Here is a 24,912-nt window from a genome sequence, read left to right as displayed (position 1 = left end):
GCGATCGGCCGCGAGGCGCTCACGCGTAGCGCTGGGCCAGGCCGGTGACAGTCCTGGCCAGCTCGGCGCGGAGTTCGGGCGGGCCGAGCACCTCTGCCTCGAGCCCGAGCCTGAGCAGGTCGCTCACGGCGACGGGCAGTGTCTCGACCTCAAGGTCGACCACCCTTCGACCTTCCGCGTCCGGCGCTCCCGCCGCCTCCACGGCCCGTTTCCCCGCCGACCCGAACAGCGCGGGCAGCAGCCGCAGCCCTGCCGGCGAGATCCGCACTGTCGCCGTGCCCCGCAGCACGCGCGCCTGCAAGCCGCGCGACGCCGCCTCCCAGTAGGCGGCCAGATCGAATCCGGCGGGCCGCTCGGAGGCTTCGTCCGTCGCCGCCACCTCCAGGAAGCGTGAGACCCGGTAGGTGCGTACGGTGCCGTCGGCGGACGCCACCAGATACCAGTTGCCCGCCTTGAGCACGAGGCCCAGGGGATGCAGTTCACGCCGCACGTCGCCGCCCCAGCGCCGGTAGTGCGCGCGCAGCACGCGCCGACGCCACACGGCGTCGGCGACGACGGACAGCAGCGGTGCGGGATCGGCCTCGCGGAACCAGCCCTCCGCGTCGAGATGGAAGCGCTCCTGGATGCGCCGAGACCGCTCACCGAGCCCGGCCGGGAGCGCCGCGCCCAACTTGAGCTGTGCGGTGACCAGTTCGGCGCCCAGGCCGAGGTCGGCCGCGGCCGTCGGCATGCCCGCGAGGGCCAGGGAGTCGGCCTCGTCGTCCGTCAGGCCGGTCAGCCGGGTGCGGTAGCCGTCCATGAGCCGGAAGCCGCCCGCCGGGCCGCGCTCGGCGAACACGGGCACGCCGGAGGCGGCGAGGGCCTCCGCGTCCCGGTAGACGGTCCGCACCGAGACTTCGAGCTCCTCGGCGAGTTCGGGCGCGGTCATGCGCCCACGGTTCTGGAGCAGCAGGAGGAGGGCGAGAAGCCGGTCGGCACGCATGCGGCCAAGTCTGCACCGGTACCTGACAGAAGGTGTCAGGTACCCGCGACAGGATCTTCTCGGCAGCCACCGCGGAACCACCCGAGAAAGGCATCACATGACCACGCACACCGCAGACACCCACACCACAGTCACGGACACCACAGTCACGGACACCGGCACAGGTGAAGGCACCGGTGCCCTCACCGCGACCGGCACCTTCACCTTCTCCCACTGGGACGAGAAGCCCGTCGCCGGAGGAGCCGACGGCGGCGGCGCACGCATCGCGCATGCCGCCGTCACGAACGACTTCACCGGCGTCATCGAGGCCACCGGCACCTCCTGCGAGTACACGCTGGCGTACTCCGACGAGACCACCGGCGCCTTCGTGGGCTACGAGTTCATCGAAGGGACCGTCGAGGGCCGCACCGGCTCGTTCGTCCTGGAGCAGCGCGGATCGTTCGGCGCCGACGGGACCATCACCTGCGCCCTCACCGTGCTGCCCGGCACGGGAGCAGGCGAGCTTGCGGGCCTCGGCGGGACCGGCGCGTTCGCGGCGAGGCACGGCGATTCCTCCGTGCCGTACACCTTCACGTACACGATCGGCTGAGGTCAGTCGCGGTCAGCCCGGGTCAGCCCAGGTCCGGGATGCGCCAGTCGATCGGCTCGTGCCCCTGCGCCGCCACCGCTTCGTCGATCTGTGTGAAGGGGTGCGAGCCGAAGAACTTCTTCGCGGAGAGCGGCGAGGGGTGCGCGCCCTTCACGACCACGTGCCGCTCCTCGTCGATGAGCGGGAGCTTCTTCTGGGCGTAATTGCCCCACAGGACGAAAACGGCGGGGTCGGGGCGGTCGGCCACCGCGCGGATCACCGCGTCCGTGAACTTCTCCCAGCCCTTGCCCTTGTGGGAGTTCGCCTCAGCCGCGCGGACCGTGAGCACCGCGTTCAGGAGCAGGACACCCTGCTGGGCCCACGGCATCAGATAGCCGTTGTCCGGCACGGGGTGGCCCAGCTCCTCCTTCATCTCCTTGTAGATGTTCCGCAGCGAGGGCGGGGTCTTCACGCCGGGCCGCACGGAGAAGCAGAGTCCGTGCCCCTGCCCCTCGCCGTGGTACGGATCCTGGCCGAGGACGAGCACCTTCACCTGGTCATACGGAGTCGCGTCGAGTGCGGCGAACACCTCGTCACGCGGAGGATAGACAGGACCCTTCTCCCGCTCCCCCTCGACGAACTCGGTGAGCTCCTTGAAGTAGGGCTTCTGCAGTTCCTCGCCGAGGACTCCGCGCCAGGACGCGGGCAGCATGGCGATGTCGGTCACGTCAACAACCTCCGGTGTGCGGTCACTTCTCACCACAGAACCTACCGGCGGCCACTGACAATCGGCCCGGCCCCCGCTGCCCGCGGCCTGCCGCTACCAGCTGGTCCTGCGCTACCAGCTGGTCTTGCGCTCGAGCTCCCACATCATCATGATCGCCGAGGGGTCGAGGGCACGTTCGCCGCCCGCGATCTCCTCGCTGGCCATGATGTACTGCTTGCCCTGCCACAGCGGGAGCAGCCGTGCGTCGTCGACGAGGACCTTCTGGGCCTGCTCGAAGTCGTCGGCCACCGCGCCCCGGTCGGCCTCACGGCGTGAGCGCGGCAGCACCTCATCGGTGATCTCCCGCGAGGGATACGGCGTGTTGAGCACGTTCTTCTCGCCGATGAACGGCGCGATGAAGTTCTCCGCGTCGGGGAAGTCGGGGAACCAGCCACGGCCGAAGACCGGGTACTCGCCCTTCTTGGTGCCCGCGTCGAACTCCGTCCAGGGGCGGCCCTTGAGCGTGATCTTGAAAAGACCGGATGCCTCGAGCTGCCGCTTGATCTCCTGGAACTCCCCCTCGGTCGCCGAGCCGTAGCGGTCGGTCGTGTACCAGAGCGTGAGCGGCACCGGCTTGTTGATGCCGGCGCCCTTGAGGATGTTCGCGGCCTTGGCCTCGCTGGGGTCTCCGTAGTCGTCGAAGAATCCGGTGCCGTGCCCGGTGAGCCCCTGGGGGACCATCGAGTACAGCGGCTCGACCGTGTCCTGGTAGATCTTGTGGGCGATGGCCGGGCGGTCGATGACCTGGGCGAAGGCCTGACGAACCGCCTTCTTTCTCGCCCAGGGGTCATCGGGGTTGAACACCAGGTAGCGGATCTCGGTGCCCGAGCCCTCGACGAGCTGGATGCCCTCCTGCTCGTGCTTGTTGGCCTGCATGTCGACGATGTCCTGGGCCGCGAGCCCACGGAAGGTGACGTCGATGCGCTTGTCCCGCAGGGCATCGACCATGGCCGACGACTTCTTGAAGTAGCGGATCGTGACGGCGTCGTTCTTGCGGTCGGCCGCACCCTTGTAGTTCGTGTTCTTGACCAGTTCCGCCTTGTCACCGGCCTGGTACGACTGCAGGGCGTAGGGCCCCGAACCCGCGATCGATGTGCCCTCGCGGAGCTTGTCCGCCGGGTACTCGCGGGGGTCGACGATCGACATGGCGGGCGTGGAGAGCACGAACGGGAATGTGGCGTCCGGCTTCTTGAGCCGGAACGTGACCGTCCGTTCGCCTTTCGCCTCGACCGAGTCGAGCGATCCGAGCAGCCCCGTCGGCCCGCCCTTCACATCGATGCGCCGCATCCGGTCGAAGGTGTACTTGACCGCCTGGGCGTCGAGTTCGTGTCCGTCGGAGAACGTGAGATCGTCCCGCAGCTCACAGGTATAGACTTGGTTCGTCGGGTCGGTGAACTTGCAGGACTCGGCCGCGTCCGGCTCGGGCTCGGCCGCCCCGCTGGGGAAACTCAGGAGCGTCTGGAAAACGTTGCGGTAAAGCTCCCAGGAGCTGTCCCAGGCAGCGGCAGGATCGAGGGTGCTCGGAGCACTCATCGTTCCGACGGTGATCTGCTTGTCCTCGTCGGGATCGTCCGAAGAGATGGCTCCGCACCCCGCGAGCAGGGATGCGGACACCAGCGCCGCGGCCGGTCGCAGGCCTCGGCGGGGCAGCCCGGCCATGCCACGGACACCCGCCACCGTCACCAGGCGAACTTCACTGAACACGCGCATGCTCCTCGCTCGTCCGTGCCATGGGTCGGCAGACCCTACCGCAATGCCCCGCCAGGCCAACTTGCGGCGCCGACGGGGCACTCGATGCGCGTTTACATCCCTCTAGATGGGTGTACCTGCCGATTGTGCGGTCTTCGTCAGCTGACGCCCGCATTGAGGAAAATGCCGCCGTCGACCACGAGTGTCTGCCCCGTGATCCAGTCGGACTGGCCGGACGTGAGGAACGCGGCGGCGCCCCCGATGTCCTCGGGCACACCGAGCCGCCCCAGGGGGTAAGCAGCTGCGGCCTCCTCCTCGCGGCCCTCGTACAGCGCCTTGGCGAACTGAGTCTTGACCACGGCGGGCGCGATCGAGTTGACCCGCACCTTCGGCGCGAACTCGTGCGCGAGCTGCAGCGAGAGGTTGACCATGGCCGCCTTGCTGATGCCGTACGCGCCGATGAACGGCGAGGGAGAGACGCCCGCGACGGAGGCGATGTTCACGATCGCGCCGCCGTTCTGGCTCTGCCAGGCCTTCCAGGTCTGCTGGGCGAAGCCGAGCGCCGAGATCACGTTGGTCTCAAAGACCTTGCGCGCCACATTGAGGTCGAGCTCCGCCATCGGCCCGAACACCGGGTTCGTACCGGCGTTGTTGATCAGGAAGTCGACCCGCCCGAAGGCCTCCATCGTGCGCTCGACGGCGACGGCCTGGTGGGTCTCGTCGTGCGCCTTGCCCGCCACGCCGATGACGCGGTCGGAGCCGAGCTTCTCGACGGCCTCCTTGAGCGCGTCCTCGTTGCGCCCGGTGATGCACACACGGTCACCGCGGGCGACGAGCGCCTCCGCGATGCCGTAGCCGATGCCGCGGCTCGCGCCCGTGATGAGCGCGGCCTTTCCACTGTCCTGCACTGTCATCTCCGCATCCCTCCGGAACAGAATTACCGGAACAGAACTAGTTGAGCGGGCCGCCGGCCACGTACATGACCTGTCCCGACACGAAGCCCGCGGCGTCGCCCGTGAAGAAGGCGATGGCGTTGGCGATGTCCTCGGGGCGGCCGACGCGCTGCACCGGGATCTGGGTGGCGGCCGCGGCCTGGAAGTCCTCGAAGCCCATGCCGACGCGGTCGGCGGTGGACTTGGTCATCTCGGTGACGATGAAGCCCGGGGCCACGGAGTTGGCGGTGACGCCGAACTTGCCGAGCTCCTTGGCCAGGGTCTTGGTGAAGCCCTGGAGGCCGGCCTTCGCCGCCGCGTAGTTGACCTGGCCGCGGTTGCCGAGCGCGGAGGACGAGGAGAGGTTCACGATCCGGCCGAACTTGGCGTCCACCATGTGCTTCTGGATCGCGCGGGACATCAGGAACGCACCGCGCAGGTGCACGTTCATGACCATGTCCCAGTCGCTCGCGCTCATCTTGAAGAGGAGGTTGTCGCGGAGCACACCGGCGTTGTTCACGAGGATCGTGGGCGCGCCGAGCTCGTCGGCGATCCGGGCGATGGCCGCCTCGACCTGAGCCTCGTCGGACACGTCGCAGCCGACGGCGATCGCCTTGCCACCGGCAGTGGTGATCTGCGCGACGGTGTCCTTGCAGGCGGCCTCGTCGAGGTCGATCACCGCGACGGCGCGGCCCTCGGCGGCCAGACGCACGGCGGTCGCCGCGCCGATGCCTCGCGCTGCTCCGGTCACGACCGCGACGCGCTGCTCAGTGGTGGACATGCTGGTTCTCCTCGCCCTTGGGATGCGGCTCTACGGTACGCCCAGATGGTGAGCGACCGCTTAGTACCTTCAGCTGAACGAGACGCTAGAAGCCCTGGCACCCGGTGTCAACGGCACACAGGGGGCTGTGATTCTTTACCTCACCAGGAGGTCAAGGAGTCGGTCCACCTCTGCGGCAGGATCCGCCGTGAGACCTGTGTGCACCGGCCCCGGCTGCACGACGGTCGAACGCGGCGCGATCAGCCACCGAAAGCGCCGCCCGGCATCGTCGCGCTCGGCCTGACCTGCCGCTTCGCCGCCCGCGCAGATCCGCTCGACGGCGCCGAGCGCGGCCTTGATGCCGGGCAGGTCGGCTGCCGGGTCCAGGGCCCGCAGCTTGTTCTCGTCCAGATGCGTACGGGCGGCCACGAAGGACTTGGCCCGGCAGTAGACCACCACCCCCGCGTTGAACTGCTCACCGCGCTCCACACGCGGCACGACGCGCACCAGGGCGTACTCGAACACGTCCCGCTCCATGACGTCAGGCTCGATCGGCTGCTCGGTCACTGGGTGGCGCCCTTCCGCCGCGGCTCGGGCAGCGTGATCCGTTCGTGAATGGTCTTGGCCCGCGGCAGCAGTGTCGTCACATAGGCGCGGCGCACGGCGTCGGGGCTGTCGAAGCCCGGTTCGCCCACCAGCCACGCGTCGGGCACGTCGGCCACGGAGTCGGCAAGGAGCTCCTCTGTGACGAGCGGGGCGAGCTCGGCGGCGGCCGTGGCGACATCGGGGCCGAACGGGACGAGGGCGTGGTCGGACGCGTCGTACGGCTTGGCGGCCGCCGTCTCGGCGGTGCGCCAGTTGTGGTGCCAGATCATGCTCGCGCCGTGGTCGATGAGCCACAGGTCGCCGCCGACCACGAGCATGTTCGGGTTGCGCCAGGAGCGGTCCACGTTGTTGATGAGCGCGTCGAACCACACGACACGGCCCGCCTCGGCCGCATCGACGTCGTACGCGAGCGAGTCGAAGCCGAGCGCCCCGGAAAGAAAATCCATCCCGAGATTCGGCCCGCCGCTCGACTTCAGCAGCTCCTGCACCTGCTGATCGGGCTCGCCGAGGCCGAGCACCGGATCGAGCCAGACCTGCGCCAGGCCAGGCACCCGCAGCCCCAGACCACGCGCAAGACGGCCGCAGATCACCTCGGCGACGAGCGTCTTGCGGCCCTGTCCGGCCCCGGTGAACTTCATGACGTACGGCGCGTACGTTCCCCGGCCGTCTGCGGCCTCGACGAGGCCGGGGAGCGATCCGCCCTCCCGCAGGGGCGTGACATAGCGAACCGCGGTGACTTCGGTGAGCATTGCCCCAGGTTAATGCCGGTCCGAACTCGGCTCGCGCAAGAAGTGCTTGACTGTTTGAACATACCGGCGCGCGGCCTCGTACCACCGGACATGACCATCTCCAAGGAACCCCTGCCCGCGCCATCCCGCCGCTCGGTCGTCGCCGCGGCGGGCGTCGTCAGCCTGGCCGCCGCCCTGGCGGCCTGCGGTGAGAGCGAAGACGACGGATACGGATCCGACCCTGCCGCGGACGAGCAGAAGCCCAGTGACGCCGAGAAACCCGGTGGCGCCGCCGGGGCCGTGCTCGCCAAGACATCGGAGATCCCGGTGGGCGGCGGAAAGATCTTCAAGGAGGAGGGGGTGGTGGTGACCCAGCCGACGGAGGGCGAGTTCAAGGCCTTCTCGAACCGCTGCACCCATAAACAGTGTCCGGTGACGAGCGTGGAGGGCGGCACCATCAACTGCCCCTGCCACGGCAGCAAGTTCGCCATCACCGACGGGAGCGTGAAGGCCTCCCCCGCTCCGAAACCGCTGCCCGCCGCCGAGATCAAGGTGGAGGGCGACTCGATCACACTGGCCTAGAACGCTTCCAGCAGCCGAGGACGTCCTCGGTGGTGGCGATGGTGGCCACCAGGGAGAGCGTGTTGCGGATCATCGCGGGTGCATAGTCGGAGGGGACTCCCGCGATGGCGTCCGACGGCACGACGACGGTATAGCCCAGGTTCACGGCGTCGAAGACGGCGTTCGGTATCGCCACGTTCGCCGACACACCGGTCACCAGGAGGGTGCGGCACCCCAGGTTGCGAAGGAGCGGGTCGACGTCCGTGCCCGCGAGGGGCGAGAGTCCGTGCAGCCGTCGTACGACGAAGTCCTCGTCGGACACCTCGATGGGCGGCGCGATCCGCACGGCCTTCGTCCCGGAGAGCTGCCGCACGGGCAGCCGCCCCGCGGCACGGAAGATGCGGGCGTTGTGGTTGGCCCCGCGCCCGTCGGGCCGCCGTTCGGCGACGGCGTGCAGGACCTGCACCCCGGCCTGGTGGGCGGCGGAGACGAGCCGCGCGACATTGGCGAGGCAGCCCGACGAGCGTGCCTCGTCGGCGAGTTCGGGCAGCGCGCTCTCCGCCCCTACCACGCCCTGCTGACACTCGACGGTTATCAGTACGGTGGTGGCGGGATCGAGGAGTTCCCTGAGCTGTTCGTAAGACGGCATCGCTCCCCCTGTCCACATCATCCCGGTCGTCCGGCTGGCCGTCCGGGTCCTCCGGGACAGCGGAGGCGACCGGCGCCCGGGATGGGCGGAGGTTAGCGGCCATTGCGCCACGGCGGAAGAGACCGCATGCTTTCCTGACGGTCAGCCCTGACGGGGTGTCAGTTCTGGCTGTGCGCCCACCTTTTCCACTTGTCGCGGGAGGACCGATGGCCGTCACACAGCGCCGGGGCCGCAAGATCATGATGTCGCCGGACGAGCTCGACGCCTTCCTCGGCACGGAACGCACCTGCCGGGTCGCGACCGTGTCCGGCGACGGAGCTCCGCACGTCAGCGCGCTCTGGTTCGCCTGGGACGGCACGTCCTTGTGGCTGTTCTCGATCACCCGCAGCAAGCGCTGGGCGGACCTTCGGGGCGACCAGCGGATCGCTGTGGTGATCGACGCGGGCGTCGAGTACGGGGAGCTGCGGGGCGTGGAGCTCTCCGGGACGGCGGTCTTCGTGGCCGAGTCACCCCGCGTGGGCGAGCCATGCCCCGAACTCGACGTACCTGAGCGGCTGTTCACCCAGAAATACTTCGGGATGGACACGATGCCGTACGACGGGAAGCACGCGTGGATCCGGCTCACGCCCGACGCGATCGCGTCCTGGGACTTCCGGAAGCTGGCGGGGCTGCAGTCCCGTCCCTGAGCGGGGCGGATCCGCAGTTCTGTCCGTCCCTGCGCGCTAGCGAAGACCGGCCCCCCACCCCCTGAAGCGCCTCGACCGCTGCCCTGATCGACGGCCGGCGGTCGGCGTCCACGCGCCACACCACGTACACATGACGGTGCACCCGGTGCCGCACCGGAACCGTCCTGACCCCGGCGGGCATCGGATCGCGCCCCAACTGGGGTGCCACGCACACGCCGAGACCCGCGGCCACCAGGGCGAGCTGTGTGTGATGCTCCTCCGCGCGGTGCGCGATCCGCGGCTCGATGCCCTTGGCGCGCAGCGTGAACATCAGCCACTCATGACAGAACTCCCCCTCCGTCCAAGCGATCCACTCGTCGTCCGCGAACTCCTCCAGGTCCACTTCGGCGCGGTCGGCGAGGGGGTGCGCAGCGGGCATGGCGACATCGGCGGGGTCGTCCAGGAGAGGGGCCTTGACCAGGCCTTCGGGCATCGGCAGCGGCTTGTTGTACCAGTCGAGGACGACCGCCATGTCGAGATCGCCGCGCACCACGGCGGCCACGCCGAGCTGTGGCTCCATCTCCTGGGCGCGGACGCGCAGGCCGGGATGCCCGGCGCGCAGCGCGGTGAGCGTGGCGGGCAGCAGGCCGCGCATCGCCGTGGGGAACGCGGAGATCCGCAGCTCACCGACGGCCTTGCCGCGCTGCTCCTCCAGGTCGGACTGCGCGAGCTCCACCTGGGAGAGGATGCGCCCGGCATGCTCGGCGAGCAGCCGCCCGGCATCGGTCAGGCGCACGCCCCGGCCGTTCTTGGCGAGGAGCTGCTGGCCGACCTCGCGCTCCAGCTTGGTCATCTGCTGCGAGACGGCCGACGTCGTGACATGCAGCCCCGCCGCGGCGCCGCTGACCGAGCCGTGCCGGGCGAGTGCGTCGAGCGTGCGCAGGCGTTCCAGGTTCAACACGTAAGCAATGCTACGTGATACTGGGCAGTTTATTTCGCTTGTTCTACGACGTCGGCTGCCTCAAGGTGACGTACATGAGCGTCACCTCCCCCTCTCAAGGCCCTCTCGCCGCCCCTTCCTCCTCGCCGCCGACTGCCGGTTCGAACGCCGGCACGAACGCCGGTCCGAAGCCCCGCCGCGCCCTCGGCTGGCGCTTCCGCTTCGGTGTCCTCTCGCTGATCTGGGGCTTCAGCTTCCTCCTCATCAAGGTCGGCACGGAGGGCTACGCGCCGTTCCAGGTCACCTTCGGACGCCTGTTCTTCGGCACCGCGGTCGTCGCGGTCGTCCTCGTGGTGAAACGCGAGCGGCTGCCGCGCGGGGCCCGGACGTGGGCGCATCTCGCGGTCGCGGCGCTCCTGCTCAACGCCCTGCCGTTCTCGCTGTTCGCGTACGCGGAGCTGACGATCCCGTCCACGCTCGCCGGCATCTGCAACGCGACCTCGCCCCTGTGGGGCATGGCGCTTTCCCTGGTCGCGCTCTCCGAGGACCGTCCGACGCGGCGCAGGGTCGCGGGACTGGGCATCGGGTTCCTCGGAGTGCTCACGGTCCTCGGCGCCTGGCAGGGCTTCAGCGGCCTGGACTTCCGTGGCACGTCGATGGCACTGCTCGCCGCGCTGAGCTATCCGATCGGCTGGATCTACGTGCGCCGGACCCTGGCCGGCGCAGGTCACTCCAACCTCTCGCTGACCGGCGCCCAGCTGTCGATCGCGACTGTCGAACTGGCCGTGGTGACCCCGCTGTTCACGTCCCTCCCGACACACTTCCCCGTCGTGCCCCTCCTCGCGATCGTGGCACTGGGTGCCGTCGGCACCGGGATCGCCTTCCTCATGCAGTACGGCCTCGTCTCCGAGGTCGGGCCGACGACCGCCCAGATGGTCACGTATTTCGTCCCGGTCATCGCCACCGCCGCGGGCGTCGCCGTGCTCGGCGAGTCCCTGAGCTGGTCGACACCGGTCGGCGCGGTGATCGTCCTGGCGGGCGCCGCGCTCACCCAGTCCAAGCCGCGGGCCCGCGCGGGAAACCGGCCCGATCAGTCATAGCGCCGCGCGGGAGCGGGCCCGGTGGCGGAGGCGACGGCGTCCGCCACCGCTGCGATGTCACCGTCCCCGAGCGTCGACACCGTGATCCGCACCCCGGGCCGCGCACTCATCCGGAAGCGCGCCCCCGGCGCGACGGCCCACCCCGCGTGCAGCAGCCTGGCGACCGCGCCGGTCTCGTCCGGCACGGGCACCCATACGTTCATGCCACTGCGCCCGTGCGCCGGGACACCCCGCTCGGCGAGTGCGGCGATCAGGGCGTCACGCCGCTTCCCGTAGGACGCCGCCACCTCGACCGTGTCCACCGCCCCGTCCGTCCACAGACGCACCACGGCGCGCTGCGAAAGATGACTCACCCAGCCGGGACCGAGCCGCTGGCGTCCCTGTACGCGATCGACGGTGACGGCGTCCCCGGTGAGCAGGGCGAGCCGCAGGTCAGGGCCGTACGCCTTGGCCGTGGAGCGGATGAAGGCCCAGCTGCGGGTCACGCCCGCCAGCGGGTGCAGGGGCAGATCGACGATGGCGTGGCCATGGTCGTCCTCGACGAGGAGCACATCCTTGTGCGCGGAGAGCACTTTTCGCAGGGCACGCGCGCGTGGAGCACTGATCGCGGCGCCCGTCGGGTTCTGGGCGCGGTCGGTGACGATGAGCGCCCGGACACCGCCGCGCAGCGCTACTTCCACGTCGGCGGGCAGCGGCCCGTCGTCGTCGACACCCACCGGGACCGTACGCAGCCCGAGCACGGGCATCAGATCGAGCAGGCTTCCCCACCCCGGATCCTCGACCGCGACCGCGTCGCCGGGCTTGAGATGCGCCGCGAGCACGCGCTCGATGGCGTCGAGGGACCCGGAGGTGACGGCGACAGGGCCGTCCGGCACGCCGTCCTCATCGAGGGCCACGCGCGCGTGGCGGGTCATTTCGGGGTCCACGGCCTCCTCCCCGTACAGCACGGGGCGCCGGTCGCCCTCCTCGGCGGCAGCCGCGAACGCCCCGGCGAGCGACGGGAGCAGCGCTGTGTCCGGATTGCCGTTCGACACGTCGCGCACACCGGTCGGCGCGTCCACACGGATCAGCTCACGCACGGTCGTCGCGGGCTTGGGGCGTACGCGGCTGCCGCGCCGCCCCGCCGTCTCGATGACGCCGCGTTCGCGCAGCGTGCGGTAGGCGGCGGCCACCGTATTGGGATTCACCCCGAGCCGCTGGGCCAACTCGCGCATCGGCGGGAGCAGTTGACCCGGCTCCAGGTCCCCGCCACCCACCGCGCGCTCCACGCTGGCAGCGATCTCAGCTGCACGTCGACCTTCGATCCGATACTCTCCTAGCACAAACTACATTATGCACTAGTGCAATGGAGAAGACAATGAGCGTCGCATCCGAGTCCGGCATCGAGACCGGCGTCGAGATCGCCACCGACACCGCAACCGACACCGCCTCGTACGCGCCGACCGATCTCACCGTCCCCACCCGCGGGCGGGACCGCGCCGCGTACGACCAGGAATTGGTGCACTCGATACTCGACGAGGCCTACGTCTGCCACCTCGGTTTCGTGCGTGACGGCGCCCCCGTCGTCCTGCCGACGCTGTACGGCCGGGTGGGCGAGCGCCTGTACGTGCACGGCTCGACGGGATCCCGGCCGCTGCGGATGGCGGCCGCGGCCCGGCAGCAGGAGGAAGCGGATCCGGGGCTCGCGGTCTGCCTGACCGTCACCCACGTCGACGGCCTTGTCCTCGCCCGGTCGGCCTTCCACCACTCGATCAACTACCGCTCCGTGGTGATCCACGGCACCGCCCACCAGGTCACGGACCCCGAGGAGAAGCGCACCGCCCTCGACGCGCTCGTCGACCACGTCGTGCCGGGCCGCTCCGCCGACTCGCGCCCCGCGAACGCCAAGGAGCTCGCGGCGACCGCCGTGCTCAGCCTCGACCTCGCCGCGGTCTCCGCCAAGGTCCGCACCGGCGGCCCGAACGACGACCCCGAGGACCTCGACCTGCCCCACTGGGCCGGCGTCGTCCCGCTGCGCAAGGGCCACGACCCGCTCATCCCGTCCACCGACCTGGCCCCGGGCATCGAGACCCCCGACTACCTGATCGAACTGTGATGCTGATCCACCCCTGGGACGCGCCCCGCTCCGACACCGAGTGGCAGCAGTGGCTCGCAGGACACGACTTCGGGCAGCTCGCCGTGAACGGCCTGCCCGGCGAGCCCCCGCACGTACAGCCCGCGCACTTCGCCTACGAAGCCGGTCACGGCCCGCACGGCCGGGTGATCACCCACCTGGCGCGCCCCAACCCGCTGTGGCCCGCGCTGGAAGCCGATCCCGAAGTGCTGCTCAGCGTGGTGGACGACTACGTGTACGTGCCGGGCCCCTGGCAGGCGCCCCCGGACACCCCGCCCGAGCACGGCGTGCCGACCAGCTTCTACGCCGCCGTACAGCTGCGCTGCACCGCCCGCATCGTGGACGACCCCGAGGAGAAGGCCGAGCTCCTCAACCGCCAGGTCGCCCACTTCCAGCCGGAGGGCGGCTCGGCCCCCGCCGCGGCGGGCGAGGCCCCCTTCGGCCGCATGCTCTCCGGCATCCGCGCCCTGTGCCTCGAAGTGACGGACGTACGAGCAAAGTTCAAGTACGCCAGTCACAAGCCGCAGGAGGTCCAGGACAAAATCGCGCACGGCCTAACGGAACGCAACGGCCCGCGCGACGCGGCAGCGCACACGCACCAACTCCGCCGACGCTGAGCGCCCCCTAAAGGGCGCGCGGAATCGAGTCAGCACACCAGCACCGCCCCCCGCCGCGCAGCGACCGTCTCCGCGACCGCAAGCCCCGTCACCGCGGCCAGCATCATCAGCGTGCCGAGCACCGTCGACACGGTCAGCTCCTCGTCGAGCAGCACGACCGCGATGACCGCGGCGCTCAGCGGCTCGAGGAGCGTGATCACGGAGACGGTCGCGGACCGGATGACGGCGGCGCCCGCGAAGTACAGGGCGTAGGCGACCGCCGTCGGTATCACGACGATGTACAGCAGGTAGAGGCTCATCCGCGCCGGGTCGGCGGCGTGCGGGACAAGGCCCTCCACCGCGGCGAGCGGCAGCAGGCAGACCGACACCACGGCGAAAGACCAGACCGTCGTGTCGGCCGAGTCGGCGCCGCCGTCCCGCCCCCACCACCGCGTGAGCAGCGTCATCGTGGCGTACGCGGCCGCCGAGAGCAGCCCCCACCCGACACCCGCCGGACGCACGCTCGCGCCGCCCCCGCCCAGGACGAGCACCACGAGCCCGGCAAGCGCCCCTGCCACGGCGACGACCCCGCCGCGCCCGAGCCGCTCGCCCATGGTGAACCGCGCCCCGAGCGCGATGAGCACGGGCCCGGCGCCCATCGTGACGACCGTACCGACGGCGAGTCCTGTCGACTCGACGGCCGCGAAGTAGGCGGTCTGGAACACGGCGAGCGCCACACCGGTCGCCACGATCCGCGGCAGCCTCTGCCGCAGCGGCGCACCCGCGGCGGCGTCCGCGGGACGTCGGCGTGCCCGCATCAGACGGACGGCGAACAGCAGCACGAAGCCGCCCGCGCAGCGCCAGAAGGACAGGCTGACCGGCCCCATGTCACTGGCGTTGAAGACCAGCGCGGCGGCGGCACCAGCGGTGCCCCAGGCCGTACCGGCGACGATCAGATAGAGGAGGCCGCGTCCGACGGACAGACCGGAGGCAGCCGTCGACACAGTCGACACATTCGACACGTGAGTTCTCCGCAGAAAGAAAGAAGAAGGAAGATCCCTGGCTCCGTCTGCGGGCAGCGTCGTTCCACCCGGCCACCGGCCGGGTGTGATCCAGGAGGTGCCCGCGCCTAAGCGGCGGGGGGCGGAAGAACGAGCGCGCGTGAATGCATGATCAACACCCTAGACGGCAGTGCCGGTTGACGACAACTGATCCTGCGGCTCCGGCAGCCCGCTCGCGGCAGGCCCTTCCCGGGGCTTCGCGGGCGTGGACGACTGCGCGATGAACGCCCCCGCGAGCACCACCGCACCCCCGATGATCTGCGGCGCCGACAGGTGTTCGCCCAGCATGACCCAGGCGAGCACGGTCGCTATGACCGCTTCCAGACAGGCCACGACCCCCGCCACCTGCGGCGAGAGCCGGCGCACCGAGAGCACCCCGGTGACATACGCCACGACGGTCGCGATGAGCACGATCCAGCCGATGAGCACCCACGCGGGAACGGCCGAGCCGTCCATGTCCGCGCTGCCCGCGAGCACCGACCAGTCCATCCCCCAGGGACGCGCCACGACGGTAAGCACCACGGCACCGATCAGCAGTCCGTACGCGATGACGCCGAGCGGGTCAGGAGCGTCGTCCCCCGCGTCGCTGCCCTGGTCGGACAGGACGAAGTAGCCGACCTGGCAGCACGCGGCACCCAGGGCGAGCAGCAGCCCCACGGCGTCGAAGCTCAGCCCGGCCCACACCTCGACGACACAGGCGAGCCCGCCGACCGCCAGCACCACGCCCACCGCGGCCGCCCGCGTCACGGGCCGCCGCTGTACGAAACGCACCCAGCCGAGGACGAGCGCGGGCGCGAGGTACTCGACCAGGAGCGCGACGCCGACGGGGATGCGGGAGATCGCCGCGAAGTAGCAGGCCTGGACACCGGCGACGGCGAGCAGGCCGAAGCCGAGCAGGAGCGCGGGCCTGCGGAGCAGCAGTGAGCGGTGCCGCCAGGCGACCGGCAGCATCACCAGGGCCGCGCCCGTCACCCGCAGCCACACCACGTGCAGCGGGTCGAGGCCTGCCTCGATCAGCGGCTTGGCCGCGACGCCCGAACCGCCGAAGGCGACCGCCGACCCCATGGCGAGCCCCAGGCCGACGCCTCTCCCGCGGCTCAGCCGTGAGCCTGCCCGATTCCCCTCAGTCGCTTGCACCGGCACAGCATGACAGGGCGCGTCAGGAGCGTCACCTTCGATAGCCCCTGTCTCAATCGGCGGACGTCCCGGCGTACGGATCCGCGTACGGATCGACATACGGACCGGTGGACGGAGCTTCCTCGATACGCCGGATGATCGCCTTCGGGTCGGCCCCGGCCCGCCCCAGGACCTCGACCGCGCGGTAGTCCGGATCGGCGATGAGCGCCACCAGGAGGTCGACGCCGAGGGCGCGCGGTTCGCCGCGCCGGTCGGCCCGCTCGATGGCCGCCTCCATGGCGGCGGTCGCTGACGGCGACCAGCGCTTCTCCTTGGCGGGACCGAAGTCGCCCACCTTCACCAGCGGCACCGATCCGGAGTCCTCGATCGTCCCCTGCCACTGCAGGCCGTACCCGATGCTGCGCTGGACGAGATAGCCGAGCAGCCGCACCACTTGCGCCCCGTCGTCGAAGGCCGCCCGTACATCGGGATCGGTCTCCAGGAGGGAGTGCAGCAGATGCGCGGTGTCGATCTGCCGGTCCCCGTCCCGTACCGCACGCCGGCGCGCGCCGGCCACCACCGACGCCAGCGCAGCACTCAGTCGGGAGTCGGTATCTGCTCGGATCGGGCCGGGCTCGGCGCCCGGCGGGGTACGGCTTTGCACATCTCCCACCCCATCAGCCCCCCATAGGCGGCGTCATCGGCGGAGGGAAGCATCTTTGCGTCCGACACAGGTTGGGCACGCATGTGTGGCTTCTCCTCCTTACGGATGAGATCTGACCTTTCTTCCCCGAGGGGCGCGCGTCGCCTTGATTCACTCCCGGAACGCAACCACGGCACACCCGTCACTCGTCTTTCAGGCATGGAGTGCGGGTGATGGAGTGCAGGTGCTGGATGGTCTCGCTGCCGGCGAGCGACGGCAGGCAGTACGTGTATCGGGTGTACGCACCCGATGACGCACTGCCCGCCGACCTGTTCTGGGAAGCCTGGCACTGCCACGACGAGGGCCCCTTCCCCCGGGCGTGCGACCTGTTCGACGCGGCGGTGATACGCAGGGTCGGCTGAGTCGCCGGGGCCACACCCCCTGGTGCGCCGCGTTCAGCTTGCGTCGGCCGTGCTGGCGACGACGTCGACGGCGTGGCGGCGGTGCGCTGCGAAGAGGGCGAGGGCGGTGTCCGTGTCCCGGGCGCGCAGTGCGGCGACGAGTTCGCGGTGCTCACGCGGAATGCAGTCGAGGTAGCCCTTGGTGCTGCGACCGATCCGGGTCAGCAGGAACAGGTGCACCTGGCACCGGATGCCGTCCCACGCGTCGGCGAGACGCTGATGTCCTGCGGCGGCGAACACCGCGTCGTGGAAGGCGATGTCGCAGCGCACCATCTCGTGCGCGTCCGCGGCCCGCTCCATCATGTCGGCCGTCTTCGCGACGGACGCCAGGTCCTCGTCCGAGGCGCGGGCAATCACCTGGCGGACGGCGAGATCCTCGAGGGCGCCGCGCAGGCTGTCGAGCTCGGCCACGTCCTCGACGGACAGTGTCGTCACCGTCGTACCCCGGTGCCACGCACAGTGGACCAGGCCCTCGCGCTCAAGGAGCCGCAGCGCTTCGCGCACCGGGCCGCGGCTGACGTCCATCTCACCCGACAGCTCCACCTCGCGCAGTTGCTCACCGGGTGCGTAGGCCCCGCTGAAGATGGCCTCGCGGATACGGTCCCCGACCTCGTCGGCCAGTCCCCGACGGCGAGCCGGTGACACCTTGCCCTGATCGCTCATGTGCGGTGTACGCCTCCTCAAGCAATGCCGTAATGTTAACATTCAGACGTTGTCGCAATGTCAACATTAGGACAATAGCCAGGCCCGCCCTGGCCAGCGGGTCCCCCTCCCCGACAGGAAGGCAGTGCCATGACCGTTCTCGACTCCTCGATCCCGCGGTTCCACCTGGCCGTGCCGGTCGACGACCTGGCCGCGGCCCGTCGCTTCTACGGCGACGTCCTGGGCCTGGAGCAGGGCCGCAGTGCGGACACCTGGGTGGACTGGGATCTGCACGGCCACCAGTTCGTCACGCATCTGGCACCGGAGCGCGCGCAGCGCATACACAACCCGGTCGACGGCCACGACGTCCCGGTACCGCACTTCGGACTGATCCTGACGATCGACGCCTTCCAGGAGCTCGCCGAGCGGCTGCGCGCGGCGGACACCGAGTTCGTCATCGAGCCGTACGTGCGCTTCGCGGGCCAGAAGGGCGAGCAGCGGACGATGTTCCTCCTCGACCCGGCGGGCAACGCCCTGGAGTTCAAGGCGTTCGCCGACGACTCGCAGGTGTTCGCCGCCTGAGCGGCGGACCCCGCATCGCCCACACCCCTTCCCCACCCTTCCCCACCTGAACGACAGGACGTGATCATGAAGGTGTTCCAGATCGGCGCCGCCGGAGGAGTAGGCCGCCGCCTCACCCAACTCCTCACCGCCCGGGGCGACTCGGTGACCGGGATGCACCGCGAGGCCACGCAGGGCGAGACCGTGCGGGAAGCCGGGGGTACTCCGGTGATCGGTGATCTCATCACCGACTCGGTCGACGACCTCGCACAGAAGCTGCGCGGCCACGAAGCCGTCGTCTTCTCGGCCGGCGCCCACGGCACCGGCCAGGACAAGACGACCCTCATCGACGGCAAGGGCCTGGAGAAGGCCGCCGACGCGGCTGCCGCCGCTGAGGTGTCGCGGTTCGTGCTCGTCTCGATGTTCCCCGACGCGCTGCGCGGCGGCGAGGCCGGAGAGGGCTTCGAGCACTACGCCAAGGTCAAGAAGACCGCCGACGTGTATCTGACGCGCACGGATCTCGACTGGCTGATCGTCCGTCCCGGAACCCTCCTGGACACCTCCGGCAGCGGTCGGGTCACCGCCGGGCCCGCCATCGAGTACGGCGACGTGCACCGCGACGACGTCGCCGCGTTCATCGACGCGGCCCTCCAGGAGCCGCGCCTGCGCCGCGTGATCGTCGAGCTCACCTCCGGCGAGATCCCCGTGGCCGACGCCGTCACGCAGCTCGCGGCTCCCTGACCACCACCACCCCGTCGTCCCGCACACCCGCTACCGCACCACCAGCAAGGAGAAGGACCATGACCACCATCGATTCCTACAGCCACGACGTCTCCGGCGAGAAGGAGTTCGGGTTCGCCCAGGCCATCAGGGTCGGCGACACCATCTACGTCTCCGGGCAGCTCTCGCACGACGCCGACGGCGACTTCCTCCACCCCGACGACTTCGACGCCCAGCTCCAGCAGTCCTACGCCAACTTCGAGAAGGTGCTCGCCCACTACGGCGCCACCCGCAACCAGGTCGTCTCCGAGACCCAGTTCATCGTCGACCTGCCGAAGCACAACACGGCGATGGCCGCGGCGAACCTGGCCTATTTCGGTGACCACCGCCCCACCAGCTCCACCATCGGCGTGGCCTCGCTGTTCTTCCCGGGCCAGCTCATCGAGATCAGCTTCGTCCTCGACACCCGCCTCCCCGCCTGATCAACACCCCTCCCTGTCACCGGCGTTGCCCCGCCCGGTGATGTCCCCCGATGAAAGAGACCCACTGTGAGCACTCTGTTCACCCCCCTCAAGCTGCGCTCCCTCCAGATACCCAACCGGGTCTGGATGTCCCCGATGTGCATGTACTCCGCCGACTCAGCAGGCCCGGAGACCGGCGCGCCGACCGACTTCCACCTCGCCCACCTGGCCTCCCGCGCCGCCGGCGGAGCGGGCCTTGTCATGGCCGAGGCCACCGGCGTACGGCCCGACGGGCGCATCAGCCCCTGGGACCTCGGCCTGTGGAACGACCGCCAGCAGGATGCCTTCGCCCGCATCACCGAGGCCATCAAGGCCCACGGCGCCGTCCCCGCCATCCAGCTCGCGCACGCAGGCCGCAAGGCATCGGTGGACAAGCCCTGGCTGTCCGACCGGTACATACCCGAGAGCGAGGGCGGCTGGCAGCCCGTGGCGCCCAGCGCGATCGCCTACGACGGACTGGCCGTCCCGCACGAACTGACCGTGGACGAGATCCAGCAGCTGGTGCGCGACTTCGCCGACTCCGCCCGGCGCGCCCTGACCGCCGGATTCGAGGTCGCCGAGGTGCACGGCGCCCACGGCTACCTGATCAACTCCTTCCTCTCCCCGGCCTCCAACCACCGCATCGACGCCTACGGCGGCAGCTTCGAGAACCGGATCCGCTTCGCCCTGGAGGTAGTCGACGCGGTCCGCGAGGTGTGGCCCGAGGACCTGCCGGTCTTCTTCCGCGCCTCGGCCACCGACTGGCTGGCCGAGAACCCCGAGGACACCCGCGAGGGCTGGACCGGTGAGGACACCGTCCGCCTGGCCAAGGAGCTGACGGCCCACGGTGTCGACCTGCTCGACGTGTCCACCGGCGGCATGGTCCGCGACGCCAAGATCGTTGCCGGACCCGGCTACCAGGTGCCCTTCGCCGCCCGGGCCCGCCAGGCCACCGGCATCCCCACCGGCGCGGTCGGCATCATCACCGACCCGCACCAGGCCGAGGAGATCGTCACCTCCGGGCAGGCCGACGCCGTCCTGCTCGGCCGCGAACTGCTGCGCGACCCCTACTGGCCGCAGCACGCCGCTCTCGAGCTCGGTATCGAGCCCCGCTGGCCGGACCAGTACGCCTATGTCGTCAAGCGCCGCAAGCGCTGAGCCCGACTCGGCCATCCCCACGTACGACCGCGTCGCCCTTCCATGGGCGACGTGTTGAACCACCCCTCGCCCCCTCGAACCACCCCTCACCGGAAGATCCCCATGAACCACCTTGAGAACAAGGTCGTCGTCATCACCGGCGCCTCCTCCGGCATCGGCGCCGTCAGCGCCAAGGCCCTCGCCGCCCGCGGCGCCAGGATCGTCGCCGCAGCCCGCGGCCAGGAAGCCCTGGACGAGCTGGTCGCCGACATCGAAAAGGCCGGCGGTACCGCGGTCGCCAGGCTCACCGACGTCGCCGACGCCGCCGACATGCAGGCACTGGCCGACGTCGCCGTCGACACCTACGGACGCATCGACGTCCTCGTCAACAACGCCGGGCTGATGCTCTTCTCGTACTGGAAGGACGTCGCGCTCGACGACTGGAACCGGATGCTCGACGTGAACATCCGCGGCTACCTCAACGGCGTGCACGCCGTCCTGCCCGTGATGCTCCGCCAGAAGTCCGGCCACATCCTCAACATGGACTCGGTGGCAGGACACCAGGTCGGCGACGGCGCCGGCGTCTACAGCTCGACGAAGTTCTTCGTGCAGGCCATGACCGAGTCCATGCGTAAGGAACTCAGCGTCCGCGAGGGCATCAAGGCGTCCACGATCAGCCCCGGCGTCATCGACACCGGCTGGGCCGACAAGGTCACCGACCCCACCGGACGCAAGGCCGCCCAAGAGCTCAACGCCATCGCGATCAGCCCCGATGCGATCGCCGACGCCGTCGTCTACGCCCTCGACCAGCCTGCCGACGTCACCGTCAACGACCTCGTCATCTCCCCCACCAGCCAGAACTGGTAAGGGGACCTCTCAGGACGCCCGCTTTCAGCCGCCCGCTCAGGCAGGACCCGTACGCGACTCAGACGGGCCGCGTCCCGACGACAACGGTCGCGTACATCTCCTCGTCGCTCACCGACCGCGGCACGAGACCACCGTCGGCGACCGCCGCGAGCGCGTACGGCACCTGCCGCTCACTCGTCTCGAACAGCAGTCGGCCGCCGGGAGCCAGCCAGCGCGCCGCGTCCTCGGTCACCCGCCGCAGAACGTCGAGGCCGTCCGCGCCGCCGTCGAGCGCCACCCGCGCCTCGTGGATCCGGGCTTCCGGCGGCAGGAGACCCACCTCCTCGGTGGGTACGTAGGGGACGTTCGCCAGCAGTACGTCGACACGGCCCCGGAGCGCGCCGGGCAGCGGCTCGTAGAGGTCGCCCTCGTACACCTTTCCCCCCGCGTCGGCGACATTGCGCCGCGCGCACCGCACGGCGGCGGGGTCGATGTCGGCGGCGTGCAGCTCGATCCGGCCGACGGCGGCGCCGAGAGCGGCCCCGAGTGCGCCGGAGCCGCAGCACAGGTCGACGACGACCGCCCCGGGCCCGGCGAGGGCGGCGGCCTCCTGCACGAGGAACTCGGTGCGCCGCCGTGGCACGAAGACGCCGGTGTCCACGGCTATCCGCAGACCGCGGAACTCCGCCCAGCCCAGGACATGTTCGAGCGGGCGGCCGGCGACGCGCCGCTCCACCATGGCGGCGAGTTCGGTGTGGTCACGCGCGGTGGCGACGAGCAGCTGCGCCTCGTCCTCGGCGAAGACACAGCCGGCGGCGCGCAGCCTGGTGACGATGACGGAAGGGGTGAGGGACGTCATCGGCGATGACGCGGGTGACGAAGGTGAGGCCGACATGAGAAGAGGAACCTTTCGGGACGCCTGTGGGGCTCCCTCGGTCACCTATGCCGGGTGAACCGCGCGGTCGTGAAGGGGGAGCACCCGACCTGCTGCAGCGGTAATGGGTCTCACCTCCTGAGTCCGTCTGCCCGCGTCCGTCGCGGGGGAGGGCAACAGTACCCGACCCGTTCGGGGGCGGCACCGCCGGAGCGTCCACAATATCTGACGGTTCATCAGTATTGAATGTTCTCGACCCTGCGGCTACGTTCCGCGACACCGCAGCTGCGCCCCGCCGCAGCGCCCAACGAAAAGGGGTCGTCGCATGGCCGAAGTCAGCGCGGAAGCACGGATCGATGCTCCCGCCGAGAAGGTCTGGGCCCAACTCACCGACTTCTCCTCGTACGGCGAGTGGAATGCCACGCACACGAGTTTCCCCAAGGGCGGCCCCACCACGCTGGAGGTGGGCGGCACGTTCGCGGAGAACATGAAGCTGATGGGTTTCCCCGCCGAGGTCAACTGGACGATCGAGGAGCTGCAGAGCGAGCGCACCCTGGCGATCAGGGGCAAGGGCCCGATGGGCGTCACGGTCGGCACCCGCTACTCGCTCTCGCCCGACGGGGACGCGACGAACGTACGCATAGACGGCGAGTTCACGGGCGCGGCGGTCTCCTTGATGGCGGGCAAGCTGAAGGATTCGGCGACGGCCGCGCTGGACGAGTCGCTGCGGAAGCTGGCGGGCCTGGTGGTCTGACCCTCCCCCGCGGCCAAAAGGCACCCCGGCACGAAGAGGCGCCCCACACATGAAGTGCGGGGCGCCTCAGTGGCACTGGAGGTCATCGACCCCCGCTGCCTCAGTCCTCATCGGCGAGGATCAGGTACAGCTTCTTACGGGCGTCATTGATGACCGTGACAGCCTTCTCGCGCTGCTCCTTGCTGCCGGTCTTCCAGACCTGGCCGAACGCCTCCATCAGCCCGAAACCGGCCTGGCGGATCTCGTTCAGCGTGTCCCAGTCGACCCCGCGCCCGGCCTCTTCCCAAGGCGCGTCGGGACCCTCGTCGGCCGCAGTGACACCGGCCTCGGTGAGCGAGAAGAGCTTCTTGCCGCCCTCGCTCGCGCTGCTGATCAGGCCCTCGTCCTCCAGGAGCTGGAGGGTCGGGTAGACCGAACCGGGGCTGGGCTTCCACGCCCCGCCACTGCGCTCGGCGATCTCCTGAATCATCTCGTAGCCGTGCATCGGCCGGTCCTTCAGGAGGGCCAGGATCGACGCGCGTACGTCGCCGCGCCGCGCCCTGCCTCGCGGACCGCCGCGGCCACCGCGCCCGCCGCCCCAGGGGCCGCCGGGCCCGCCGGGACCGCCGAAGCCGGGACCGAAGGGGCCGAACGCGGCGCGCCGCCCCTCGAAGCCGCCCCGGCCCTCGTGGCCGTGGCCGCGCTTTCCATGTCCGTGCTCGTGTTCATAGCCGTGGGAACGCATAACAATCACTCCTTTTGTGATCTTGACCTTGATCCTGCTTTGGATCTCGTTGGTGATCTACCGCGCCATCGTTGATCTGTCGCGATGCGTCAACGATATATCGGAACTGTTCACCTGGCAAGCCTCTTCCGGAAGGTGGGCAGAGCAGCAGGCCAGAGGGGGCGCCCGCGGACAGGTAGTGGCAGCCGAGCAGGGCCGGGCGGGCCAGCCGTCGGCGCGCCGGGTGCCGACCGACACCCTCCCCGGAGCGGCCGACCCCCAGTCCGCCCGGCCAGTGCCGGAACATGCCAACCACCGAATCCGGCACCCCTAATCGGGCCACTCACCCCCGATTGGCCTTGTCCGACCCCCGCAGTGGCCCGCTAGCTTCATCGGCATGCCGACTTCTCACCGCATCCGCATCGTCGACGCCTTCACCGACCGCCCCTTCACGGGCAACCCCGCAGGTGTCCTCCTCCTCGACGCCTTCCCCGATGACGCCTGGCTCCAGAACGTCGCCGCGGAGGTCAACCACGCCGAGACCGCCTTCGCCCACCGCCTCCCCGCGCACGGCGAAGCCGACTGGGCGCTGCGCTGGTTCACACCCGCCACCGAGGTCGACCTCTGTGGCCACGCCACGCTCGCCACCGCCCACGTCCTGCAGGTCACCGGCTCCGCCGAGGGCCCCGTACGGTTCGCCACCCGCAGCGGCGTCCTGACCACGACCGCGCACGCCGACGGCACCGTCACCATGGACTTCCCGACCGCCCCGCTCACCCCGGCCGATGTCCCCGACGGCGCGGCCCGGGCGCTCGGCGCCGAGCCGCTCGCGGCGTACGACACCGGGGCGCACCTCGGCGACCTCCTTGTCGAGCTCGCGGACGAGAAGACGGTGCGCGCGCTCACCCCGGACCACAAGGCCCTGGCCCAGCACTCCAGGCGCGGCATCATCGCCACCGCACGTGCCGAAGACCCCGCCCGCGGCTATGACTTCGTCTCCCGGGGCTTCTTCCCGCGCGTCGGCATCGACGAGGACCCGGTGACCGGCAGCGCCCACACGGCACTGGCCCCCTTCTGGTCCCAGCGCCTGGGCCGCGCGGAGCTCACCGGACTGCAGGTCTCGGCCCGCAGCGGCCTGGTCCGCACGGAACTGCGCGGTGACCGCACCCTCCTGACGGGCCGCGCGGTCACCGTCATCGAGGGCGACCTGTACGCCTGACGTGGCGGTGGGGACGTACG

At 70.2% G+C, this 24,912-nt stretch carries 30 protein-coding genes; 14 read left to right on the top strand and 16 right to left on the bottom strand.

Features of this window, described 5'->3' with window-relative positions:
• Positions 1-19: 19 nt before the first annotated feature.
• Entirely contained in the window at positions 20-982 is a 963-nt protein-coding gene (locus ACFQ7F_RS04855) for a helix-turn-helix transcriptional regulator (protein WP_383266135.1), read from the bottom strand.
• A 97-nt stretch (positions 983-1,079) separates the two neighbouring features.
• Between ACFQ7F_RS04855 and ACFQ7F_RS04850 the strand changes: the two genes are divergently transcribed.
• Positions 1,080-1,571 (top strand): DUF3224 domain-containing protein, encoded by a 492-nt coding sequence (locus tag ACFQ7F_RS04850; protein WP_383266132.1) that lies wholly within the window; start codon positions 1,080-1,082, stop codon positions 1,569-1,571.
• Between the two features lie 22 nt (positions 1,572-1,593).
• On the opposite strand, the gene ung is transcribed toward ACFQ7F_RS04850, so the two are convergent.
• From ung to ACFQ7F_RS04820, 6 genes are all read right to left on the bottom strand, one after another.
• A complete protein-coding gene (gene ung, locus ACFQ7F_RS04845; RefSeq protein ID WP_383266130.1) occupies positions 1,594-2,277 on the bottom strand; it encodes a uracil-DNA glycosylase in 684 nt (227 codons plus the stop codon).
• Positions 2,278-2,388: 111 nt separating this feature from the next.
• Positions 2,389-3,975, bottom strand: coding sequence for an ABC transporter substrate-binding protein (locus tag ACFQ7F_RS04840; RefSeq protein ID WP_383266412.1), 1,587 nt, complete (start codon positions 3,973-3,975; stop codon positions 2,389-2,391).
• 188 nt (positions 3,976-4,163) lie between these two features.
• Positions 4,164-4,919 carry an SDR family oxidoreductase gene (locus ACFQ7F_RS04835; RefSeq protein ID WP_383266127.1) on the bottom strand — a complete coding sequence of 252 codons (756 nt, stop codon included), beginning with the start codon at positions 4,917-4,919 and terminating at the stop codon, positions 4,164-4,166.
• 37 nt (positions 4,920-4,956) lie between these two features.
• Positions 4,957-5,718 carry a 3-oxoacyl-ACP reductase FabG gene (gene fabG, locus ACFQ7F_RS04830; protein WP_383266125.1) on the bottom strand — a complete coding sequence of 254 codons (762 nt, stop codon included), beginning with the start codon at positions 5,716-5,718 and terminating at the stop codon, positions 4,957-4,959.
• A 135-nt stretch (positions 5,719-5,853) separates the two neighbouring features.
• Positions 5,854-6,234, bottom strand: coding sequence for a DUF3037 domain-containing protein (locus ACFQ7F_RS04825; protein ID WP_383266409.1), 381 nt, complete (start codon positions 6,232-6,234; stop codon positions 5,854-5,856).
• Positions 6,235-6,260: 26 nt separating this feature from the next.
• On the bottom strand, positions 6,261-7,052 hold the full coding sequence (locus tag ACFQ7F_RS04820) for a HipA family kinase (protein ID WP_383266122.1): 792 nt from the start codon (positions 7,050-7,052) through the stop codon (positions 6,261-6,263).
• Positions 7,053-7,142: 90 nt separating this feature from the next.
• Here ACFQ7F_RS04820 and ACFQ7F_RS04815 point away from each other — a divergent pair, with 90 nt between their 5' ends.
• On the top strand, positions 7,143-7,613 hold the full coding sequence (locus ACFQ7F_RS04815; RefSeq protein WP_383266406.1) for a Rieske (2Fe-2S) protein: 471 nt from the start codon (positions 7,143-7,145) through the stop codon (positions 7,611-7,613).
• Here the strand turns inward: ACFQ7F_RS04815 and ACFQ7F_RS04810 are convergent.
• Positions 7,600-8,241 (bottom strand): cysteine hydrolase, encoded by a 642-nt coding sequence (locus tag ACFQ7F_RS04810; RefSeq protein ID WP_383266119.1) that lies wholly within the window; start codon positions 8,239-8,241, stop codon positions 7,600-7,602. The genes ACFQ7F_RS04815 and ACFQ7F_RS04810 overlap by 14 nt on opposite strands.
• A 206-nt stretch (positions 8,242-8,447) precedes the next feature.
• Here ACFQ7F_RS04810 and ACFQ7F_RS04805 point away from each other — a divergent pair, with 206 nt between their 5' ends.
• Positions 8,448-8,927 carry a pyridoxamine 5'-phosphate oxidase family protein gene (locus ACFQ7F_RS04805; RefSeq protein ID WP_383266116.1) on the top strand — a complete coding sequence of 160 codons (480 nt, stop codon included), beginning with the start codon at positions 8,448-8,450 and terminating at the stop codon, positions 8,925-8,927.
• Here the strand turns inward: ACFQ7F_RS04805 and ACFQ7F_RS04800 are convergent.
• A complete protein-coding gene (locus ACFQ7F_RS04800; RefSeq protein ID WP_383266113.1) occupies positions 8,863-9,867 on the bottom strand; it encodes a LysR family transcriptional regulator in 1,005 nt (334 codons plus the stop codon). The genes ACFQ7F_RS04805 and ACFQ7F_RS04800 overlap by 65 nt on opposite strands.
• A gap of 74 nt (positions 9,868-9,941) precedes the next feature.
• On the opposite strand from ACFQ7F_RS04800, the gene ACFQ7F_RS04795 reads away from it, so the two are divergent.
• On the top strand, positions 9,942-10,946 hold the full coding sequence (locus ACFQ7F_RS04795) for a DMT family transporter (protein WP_383266110.1): 1,005 nt from the start codon (positions 9,942-9,944) through the stop codon (positions 10,944-10,946).
• Here ACFQ7F_RS04795 and ACFQ7F_RS04790 read toward each other — a convergent pair.
• Positions 10,937-12,268, bottom strand: coding sequence for an aminotransferase class I/II-fold pyridoxal phosphate-dependent enzyme (locus tag ACFQ7F_RS04790; RefSeq protein ID WP_383266107.1), 1,332 nt, complete (start codon positions 12,266-12,268; stop codon positions 10,937-10,939). The genes ACFQ7F_RS04795 and ACFQ7F_RS04790 overlap by 10 nt on opposite strands.
• Before the next feature lie 35 nt (positions 12,269-12,303).
• Between ACFQ7F_RS04790 and ACFQ7F_RS04785 the strand changes: the two genes are divergently transcribed.
• Both ACFQ7F_RS04785 and ACFQ7F_RS04780 read left to right on the top strand, forming a co-directional pair.
• Positions 12,304-13,041: a pyridoxamine 5'-phosphate oxidase family protein gene (locus ACFQ7F_RS04785; RefSeq protein WP_383266104.1), complete on the top strand. Its 738-nt coding sequence runs from the start codon at positions 12,304-12,306 to the stop codon at positions 13,039-13,041.
• Entirely contained in the window at positions 13,041-13,676 is a 636-nt protein-coding gene (locus ACFQ7F_RS04780; RefSeq protein WP_383266102.1) for an FMN-binding negative transcriptional regulator, read from the top strand. Before ACFQ7F_RS04785 ends, ACFQ7F_RS04780 begins: the two co-directional genes overlap by 1 nt.
• A gap of 29 nt (positions 13,677-13,705) precedes the next feature.
• Here ACFQ7F_RS04780 and ACFQ7F_RS04775 read toward each other — a convergent pair whose 3' ends face one another.
• The 3 genes from ACFQ7F_RS04775 to ACFQ7F_RS04765 form a co-directional block, all read right to left on the bottom strand.
• Positions 13,706-14,659, bottom strand: a complete 954-nt coding sequence (locus ACFQ7F_RS04775) for a DMT family transporter (RefSeq protein ID WP_383266403.1) — start codon at positions 14,657-14,659, stop codon at positions 13,706-13,708.
• Positions 14,660-14,836: 177 nt separating this feature from the next.
• On the bottom strand, positions 14,837-15,859 hold the full coding sequence (locus ACFQ7F_RS04770; protein WP_383266099.1) for a DMT family transporter: 1,023 nt from the start codon (positions 15,857-15,859) through the stop codon (positions 14,837-14,839).
• A gap of 46 nt (positions 15,860-15,905) precedes the next feature.
• Positions 15,906-16,496: a Clp protease N-terminal domain-containing protein gene (locus ACFQ7F_RS04765; protein WP_383266096.1), complete on the bottom strand. Its 591-nt coding sequence runs from the start codon at positions 16,494-16,496 to the stop codon at positions 15,906-15,908.
• A gap of 212 nt (positions 16,497-16,708) precedes the next feature.
• Here ACFQ7F_RS04765 and ACFQ7F_RS04760 point away from each other — a divergent pair, with 212 nt between their 5' ends.
• A complete protein-coding gene (locus ACFQ7F_RS04760; RefSeq protein ID WP_383266093.1) occupies positions 16,709-16,897 on the top strand; it encodes a hypothetical protein in 189 nt (62 codons plus the stop codon).
• Positions 16,898-16,930: 33 nt separating this feature from the next.
• Here ACFQ7F_RS04760 and ACFQ7F_RS04755 read toward each other — a convergent pair whose 3' ends face one another.
• A complete protein-coding gene (locus ACFQ7F_RS04755; protein ID WP_383266090.1) occupies positions 16,931-17,599 on the bottom strand; it encodes a GntR family transcriptional regulator in 669 nt (222 codons plus the stop codon).
• A 129-nt stretch (positions 17,600-17,728) separates the two neighbouring features.
• Between ACFQ7F_RS04755 and ACFQ7F_RS04750 the strand changes: the two genes are divergently transcribed.
• The 5 genes from ACFQ7F_RS04750 to ACFQ7F_RS04730 all read left to right on the top strand — a co-directional run bounded on the left by ACFQ7F_RS04750 (position 17,729) and on the right by ACFQ7F_RS04730 (position 21,363).
• The gene (locus ACFQ7F_RS04750; RefSeq protein WP_383266087.1) at positions 17,729-18,160 is read left to right on the top strand and encodes a VOC family protein; all 432 of its coding nucleotides are present in this window, start codon (positions 17,729-17,731) and stop codon (positions 18,158-18,160) included.
• Between the two features lie 66 nt (positions 18,161-18,226).
• A complete protein-coding gene (locus ACFQ7F_RS04745) occupies positions 18,227-18,880 on the top strand; it encodes an NAD(P)H-binding protein (protein WP_383266084.1) in 654 nt (217 codons plus the stop codon).
• Positions 18,881-18,939: 59 nt separating this feature from the next.
• The gene (locus ACFQ7F_RS04740; protein ID WP_383266081.1) at positions 18,940-19,341 is read left to right on the top strand and encodes a RidA family protein; all 402 of its coding nucleotides are present in this window, start codon (positions 18,940-18,942) and stop codon (positions 19,339-19,341) included.
• Positions 19,342-19,407: 66 nt separating this feature from the next.
• On the top strand, positions 19,408-20,517 hold the full coding sequence (locus ACFQ7F_RS04735; protein WP_383266078.1) for an NADH:flavin oxidoreductase/NADH oxidase: 1,110 nt from the start codon (positions 19,408-19,410) through the stop codon (positions 20,515-20,517).
• A 102-nt stretch (positions 20,518-20,619) separates the two neighbouring features.
• Positions 20,620-21,363 carry an SDR family oxidoreductase gene (locus tag ACFQ7F_RS04730; RefSeq protein WP_383266076.1) on the top strand — a complete coding sequence of 248 codons (744 nt, stop codon included), beginning with the start codon at positions 20,620-20,622 and terminating at the stop codon, positions 21,361-21,363.
• A gap of 58 nt (positions 21,364-21,421) precedes the next feature.
• Here the strand turns inward: ACFQ7F_RS04730 and ACFQ7F_RS04725 are convergent, their stop codons facing one another.
• Positions 21,422-22,237: a putative protein N(5)-glutamine methyltransferase gene (locus tag ACFQ7F_RS04725; protein WP_383266073.1), complete on the bottom strand. Its 816-nt coding sequence runs from the start codon at positions 22,235-22,237 to the stop codon at positions 21,422-21,424.
• A 304-nt stretch (positions 22,238-22,541) separates the two neighbouring features.
• On the opposite strand from ACFQ7F_RS04725, the gene ACFQ7F_RS04720 reads away from it, so the two are divergent.
• Positions 22,542-22,970, top strand: a complete 429-nt coding sequence (locus ACFQ7F_RS04720) for an SRPBCC family protein (protein WP_383266070.1) — start codon at positions 22,542-22,544, stop codon at positions 22,968-22,970.
• A 100-nt stretch (positions 22,971-23,070) separates the two neighbouring features.
• On the opposite strand, the gene ACFQ7F_RS04715 is transcribed toward ACFQ7F_RS04720, so the two are convergent.
• Positions 23,071-23,694 (bottom strand): PadR family transcriptional regulator, encoded by a 624-nt coding sequence (locus ACFQ7F_RS04715; RefSeq protein ID WP_383266067.1) that lies wholly within the window; start codon positions 23,692-23,694, stop codon positions 23,071-23,073.
• Positions 23,695-24,070: 376 nt separating this feature from the next.
• On the opposite strand from ACFQ7F_RS04715, the gene ACFQ7F_RS04710 reads away from it, so the two are divergent.
• Positions 24,071-24,892 carry a PhzF family phenazine biosynthesis protein gene (locus tag ACFQ7F_RS04710; RefSeq protein ID WP_383266064.1) on the top strand — a complete coding sequence of 274 codons (822 nt, stop codon included), beginning with the start codon at positions 24,071-24,073 and terminating at the stop codon, positions 24,890-24,892.
• The last annotated feature ends 20 nt before the right edge of the window (positions 24,893-24,912 follow it).

The sequence above is a fragment of the Streptomyces sp. NPDC056486 genome (assembly GCF_042795295.1).
Taxonomy (GTDB): Bacteria; Actinomycetota; Actinomycetes; order Streptomycetales; family Streptomycetaceae; genus Streptomyces.
The sequence above is the reverse complement of the archived record's forward strand: the minus strand, read 5'-3'. Positions and strand labels throughout refer to the sequence as shown.